The sequence below is a fragment of the Cobetia crustatorum genome (genome assembly GCF_000591415.1).
GTDB lineage: Bacteria > Pseudomonadota > Gammaproteobacteria > Pseudomonadales > Halomonadaceae > Cobetia > Cobetia crustatorum.
In genome coordinates this window covers 1-1,098 of record NZ_JEMF01000118.1, presented here as the reverse complement: position 1 = coordinate 1,098, position 1,098 = coordinate 1, and the positions used below count along the sequence as shown (strand labels likewise).

At 58.9% G+C, this 1,098-nt stretch carries 1 protein-coding gene; it reads right to left on the bottom strand.

Annotated elements, in window-relative coordinates:
- Nucleotides 1–27: 27 nt before the first annotated feature.
- A complete protein-coding gene (locus BF12_RS0117130) occupies nucleotides 28–1,047 on the bottom strand; it encodes an IS30 family transposase (RefSeq protein WP_024953332.1) in 1,020 nt (339 codons plus the stop codon).
- Between the last annotated feature and the right edge of the window lie 51 nt (nucleotides 1,048–1,098).

Genomic DNA, 1,098 nt, shown 5'->3' with positions numbered 1-1,098 from the left:
CGGCGGTCTCAAGTTCCAAGCGCAACGCTATTGAAGGGTGCTCGGGCCAGCAACCGATTTCTTTAGCATCTCGGCGTAAACTTCCAGCGGCGTACGCCAGTCCAGCGTCTCGCGCGGCCGAGTGTTCAGTGAGTCGGCAATCGCGTCGAGTTCTTCCTGGCTGTAGACGGAGAGATCCGTGCCCTTCGGCAGGTACTGCCTCAACAGCCCGTTGGTGTTCTCGTTGGAACCCCGCTGCCATGGGCTGTGCGGATCCGCAAAGTAGATCGCCGTCCCGGTTTTCTGCGTGATCTCGGCATGCTTCACCATCTCTCTGCCCTGATCGTAGGTCATGGACAGGCGCAGGGCTCGCGGCACCTCATTGAGTTTATCGCTGAACCCAACGGCCGCCGCCGTGGCCGTGGTACCGTCCACTTTCGCCAGGAGCACCAGCCGGGTGCTGCGCTCCACCAGCGTACCCACGGCAGAACGATTGTTGGCACCAATGATGAGATCGCCCTCCCAATGGCCTGGCATCAGACGATCTTCGATCTCAGGCGGGCGCATGTGGATGCTGACCAAATCGGGAATTTGTTGGCGTCGATCCTTGCCACGACGGCGTGAGCGACGCTTACCGTTACCCTGCCGCAGACAGGCGACAAGCTCCTTCTTGAGGCTGCCGCGGGGCATGACATAAAGCGCGTTATAAATGGTCTCATGCGAGACCTGTCGACGTGTATCGTTGGGAGACATACGCTTTAGTGTGCGGGCTATCTGCTCTGGTGACCAGTACTTGCGCAGCAGGTAGACCACGACTTCCAACAATTCTCCGCCGGCGTGCAGCTTGGGTTGGCGACGGGGGCGATGACGTGACAAGCGAGCTCTAAAACCTGCCAGGCTGGCATCATAGCCCTTGGAAACGTTGACCGTATGGCGAGCGAGTTCACGCGATATGGTACTCGGTGCGCGGTTCAAGTGGGTGGCAATAGCCCGGATCGAGTGCGTGGCACGCATCATCATGATCGCGGCTCGGTCTTCAGCAGTGAGATGGCGGTAACAATAGGTCATGGCAACACCGTACCTGATGGGTTATGTGTTGCACTTGGTTATTGAGACCGC